General features: G+C 63.6%; 2 protein-coding genes and 2 tRNA genes. All 4 read right to left on the minus strand.

Features of this window, described 5'->3' with window-relative positions; genetic code table 11:
* Positions 1-997: 997 nt before the first annotated feature.
* Positions 998-1074: transfer RNA gene (locus QZZ60_RS10625), tRNA-Asp, on the minus strand.
* Between the two features lie 10 nt (positions 1075-1084).
* Positions 1085-1160 (minus strand) — tRNA-Val (locus QZZ60_RS10630).
* A gap of 749 nt (positions 1161-1909) precedes the next feature.
* On the minus strand, positions 1910-3790 hold the full coding sequence (gene mnmG / locus QZZ60_RS10635; protein WP_295641245.1) for a tRNA uridine-5-carboxymethylaminomethyl(34) synthesis enzyme MnmG: 1881 nt from the start codon (positions 3788-3790) through the stop codon (positions 1910-1912).
* A 322-nt stretch (positions 3791-4112) separates the two neighbouring features.
* On the minus strand, positions 4113-4658 hold a 546-nt coding region (locus QZZ60_RS10640; RefSeq protein WP_295641244.1), incomplete at its 5' end, for a sigma-70 family RNA polymerase sigma factor.

The following is a 4658-nucleotide window of genomic DNA, read 5'->3' on the forward strand; positions in this document are numbered from 1 at the left end:
CGGGGCAGATACGTCTGCTCAGTGTAATGAGCTCATGAAATGAGTCAAGAGGCAGGCCCGGGACGCGGACGCGAAAAATTGCTTGAGCATACGCTCAATATCTTGTTTTACCAGTATAAAATGACGATTCAGAAAAATTGTTTGAGCGCTCAATTTAATTTTGGGGGAAGGAGGCGTCGTGCCGGCAGCGTCGCAAAGAGGGGATGGGCGACGCTTCGGATCGGGAAGAATGGGCGGTCGACACGGCCGGTACCGGGGAAGGCGGGAGGCCAGTCGTCGGAAAGAGCGTGAGCGTGCGGGCGGAACGATGCGTGCGTTCCTTTTCCGGTACCGGTGAGGATGCGGAACGAGGCGCTCTGTCCCGAGGCGCGGCAAGGCGGCGGGGACGAAGAACGGCGGCGGGGCCGGTCGACAGGACGTTGCGGGGAAAACGTGGGTGAGCGGAGGGCGTGGAGGGCGTGTCTGGTCGAAGGGCGTCCCGTCTGCCCGGGGCACAGGGGCCGCGGCCGTCTGGAGGTCGGGGCATGGAACGGGGAGGCTGTCCCGGCGGGAGCGGTCTTCACGGGAAAGAAGTTGCGGCCGGGTGAGGATGGATGGGACGGCGCGGCTGCGGAGACGGCTTGCGGAAGCGGAAACGGGGATGTGCCGGGGCGTTTTTTCTGTCCACGGGACGGCCGTTGTCCGTGCGGCGGAAGTGCGCGGAAGCGAGGAGGGGAACAAAAAACGCTGTCGGGGAAATGGGTGAGGGAAACGGATCGCTCCGCCGGAAAAGGGAGAACGGCGACGCGCGTTCCGAAAGATGAGGGAAAAGGAGGCACGCTGCTTCGGGTAGTCTGGCCGGGGCGCTTTATGAAAGAGAAAGTCCGCGGCGCTATTGAGGCCGGGTTCTTCCGGGAGGCGTGCTTTTCAGAAGGGCGGGGCGCACACGGGAGGAAGCGCTCCGAGCCTGCAAAGGGCAAAAAAAAAGTCCCGCAACACATGTTTGCAGGACCTTGAATGGCGAAGCGGATGGGACTTGAACCCACGACCTCCGGCGTGACAGGCCGGCGTTCTAACCAACTGAACTACCGCTCCACTTTTCGCATGGTGGGCAGTACAGGACTTGAACCTGTGACCCCCGCCGTGTGAAGGCGATGCTCTACCAACTGAGCTAACTGCCCATGCGCAGGTATGTGTTTATGGAAAATGCCCCCTTCTGTCAACAAAAAATTTGGCCTTTTCGCAATTTTTTTTGAAAGAATGGTCAATGTTTATTCTAATACATTGATAAAATTGAATTTTTATTTATTTTTCAGACAAAGGCGTCTTTTCGGCGACGTCGTCCGGCAGCGGATGCGTAAAGAACGTCCCCCCGGCGTTGCGTTGGGAACGGCATTCGGGCGGGAAGGGGCAGGCTTCGGGCAGAGGAAGAGAAGACCTCTGAAAGCGGCTTCTCTGCCCCTGCGGGGAAGGCGGAGGATGCGGGGAGGATGGGAAGGGGCGCTCTTGTTCTGGAAAAGAACGGGACCGGGACGAGGAAGCGCCGGGGGGACCTGCCGAGGCCGGAAAGCGCAGGGCACGCTTTTCGGGCGGAAGATACGGCGCATCGGAAAGAGGGGAGAGCCCCGGACGAGGAAGCGCCGGGAGCGGAGATCGCGGCAGGGACGAAAGCGCGGGCGGGAAGAGAGGGGGCCGTTTCGTCGGGCACGGGAGAGCCGGTCCCGGCGACGGGCCCGGAGCACGGCCGCGCATGGAGGGCGGGCACGTGTGGGGAGGCGCGGGCAGGCGTCGCGCGTGCTTCGTTCCGGCGATTCGGTCGCGGGCGCGTATCCTTTTGCCGGAGCGAGGCGGCGGCATGAAAAAAGGCCGGGGAAACGTCGTTCCCCGACCTCTTTCATTAAAGAAGGAACCCGGCGCAGGAAAGGATCTTCTACCTGTCGCCGCCGGCACGGAGCAGTCCGCGCTTTTTCAGCTCCACCTCAAGGCAGGCGAGCGCCGCCGGGGTCACGCCGGAAATGCGTCCTGCCTGTCCCAGGGTCAGGGGACGGATGGCGGAGAGCTTTTCCTGAATTTCCCGCGAGAGCCCGGAAATGCCGTCATAATCCATGTCTTCGGGCAGGCGTATGGATTCCTGACGGGCCGCGCGGCGAACGAGTTCGTCCTGAAGTTCCAGATAGCCGGAATAGCGGAGGATGATTTCCGCTTCCTGAATGACGTCGTCCGGCGCGCTTTCAAGCTCGGGCAGGAACACGGAGAGCCGGCGCAGCGGAAGCTGCGGACGGCGGCCGAGGTCGGCCAGCGTGACGGCCTGACTGGGGCAGGGTTCGTCGAGATCGGCAAAGGCGGCCTGCGTGGCGGCGTCGGGGGTGAGGCGCACGGAGCCGAGCTTGTCCATGAGGGAGTGCAGCTTCTGCTGCCTGTCGCGGAAGACGCTCCACTGTTCATCCCCCACAAGGCCGATGTCGCGGCCGCGCGGGGTGAGACGGGCGTCGGCGTTGTCCTCGCGCAGAAGAAGACGGTATTCCGCGCGCGAGGTGAACATGCGGAAGGGTTCGTTCGTGCCCTTGGTGACGAGTTCGTCGGCCAGCACGGCCATGTAGGCTTCGCTTCTGGCGGGCAGGAAGGGTTCGCGTCCCTTCATTTTGGCGTCCATGTTGAGCGCGGCCCAGAGTCCCTGGGCGGCGGCCTCTTCGTAGCCGGAGGTGCCGTTGATCTGACCGGCCAGCCACAGACCTTCCACCTTGCGGGTTTCAAAGGTGGGGCGAAGCTGCACGGGATTCACGTAGTCGTACTCGATGGCGTAGCCCGGACGCACGATCTTGGCGTGTTCGAGGCCGCGGATGGAGCTCACCATTTTTTCCTGGATGTCCAGCGGCAGGCTGGTGGATATGCCGTTGGCGTAATATTCCTCGCGGTTCAGGCCTTCGGGTTCGATGAACACGTGATGGCGTTCGCGCTCGGGGAACCTGGCCACCTTGTCTTCCACCGAGGGGCAGTAGCGGGCGCCCACGCCCGTGATGACGCCGGTAAAGAGCGGCGAGCGGTCGAGGCCGGAGCGGATGATGTCGTGGGTGCGTTCGTTGGTCCAGGTGACGAAGCAGGGCACCTGCGGCAGCACCGGGCCGGGCCCGCTGAAGCTGAAGCCCTGCGGCGGATTGTCGCCGTACTGGGCTTCCATGGCGTCGAAATCGATGGAGCTGGCCAGAAGGCGGGGAGTGGTGCCGGTCTTGAGGCGTCCGAGGGTGAGGCCGAGGGAACGCAGGGAGTCGGAAAGCTCCATGGCCGCGGAGTCGCCGAAGCGTCCGGCGCTGTAGTGCACGAGCCCCACGTGCACGAGCCCCTGAAGGAAGGTTCCCGTGGTGAGCAGCACGTGATCGGCAAAAAATTCCTTGCCGAGCTGGGTGCGCACGCCTCTGACCCTGCCGTTTTCCGCGATGATCTCCGTGACCATGTCCTGCCAGATGGTGAGTCCTTCCTGCGCGAAGAGGTCGCGCTTTGCCGCGGCAAGGTAGGTTTCGCGGTCTATCTGGGCGCGGCGGGCGCGCACGGCCGGGCCCTTGCTCGCGTTGAGGATGCGGAACTGTATGCCGGCTTCGTCGGCCCATTTGCCCATGCAGCCGCCGAGGGCGTCGATTTCGCGCACCAGGTGCCCCTTGGCCAGGCCGCCGATGGCGGGATTGCAGGAAAGATGCCCGATGCGGTCCACGTTGCTGGTGATGACGAGAACGTCATGGCCCAGACGGGCGAGCGCCATGGAGGCTTCACAGCCGGCGTGTCCGGCCCCGACGACGATGCAGGAGTAATGTGTCATGGTGTTGAGGGAGCTGAGGTTGGAAAAATGCGCGTTCCGGCGCGGAATCGGCAGAAAATCCGGGGAGCGGAGGGAGAAAGGCCCGTTCGTCATACGGCTTCGGGAAGCTGCGGCATGACCGTGCCGCCCTGCGCGCTGCGCCTGTAGGCGCGTCGCGAACGCTGCGGCCCTGCGCGGAGCACTGGCTTCCGACGTGCCGGACCGTGCTGCCCCCGGTACGCCATGAGGCCGCGCAACCGGAAGAACCGGAGGCCGCGGCCTCATGAAGCTTGGAAAACGGAAGCGGCCCGGACGATGGACTCGTCCGGCTTCCGTTCCGGCATCAGTTTTCGTAGAAGGAGCGCAGGGTCTGACTTCTCACCGGATGGCGGAGCTTGCGCAGGGCCTTGGCTTCGATCTGACGTATGCGTTCACGGGTGACGTTGAAGAGCTTGCCCACTTCCTCGAGGGTGTGGTCGGACTTTTCGCCTATGCCGAAGCGCTTGCGAAGCACCTGTTCCTCGCGGGGCGTGAGGTCGGCGAGCACGGCGGCGATCTGTTCGGAGAGCTTGGTGTTCACCACCTCTTCGGCGGGGGCCACGGCCTTCTTGTCCTCGATGAAGTCGCCGAGGCTGGAATCCTCCTCGTCGCCGATGGGGGTTTCGAGGGAGATGGGTTCCTTGGCGATCTTGAGCACCTTCTTCACCTTGTCCACGGGATAGTCCATGCGTTCCGCGATTTCCTCGGGAGTGGGGTCGCGGCCGAGCTCCTGCACCAGATAGCGGGAGGTGCGGATGAGCTTGTTGATGGTTTCTATCATGTGCACCGGAATGCGGATGGTGCGGGCCTGATCCGCGATGGCGCGGGTGATGGCCTGACGGATCCACCA

Source organism: uncultured Mailhella sp., from assembly GCF_905187505.1.
In the GTDB taxonomy this organism is placed as follows: Bacteria; Desulfobacterota; Desulfovibrionia; order Desulfovibrionales; family Desulfovibrionaceae; genus Mailhella.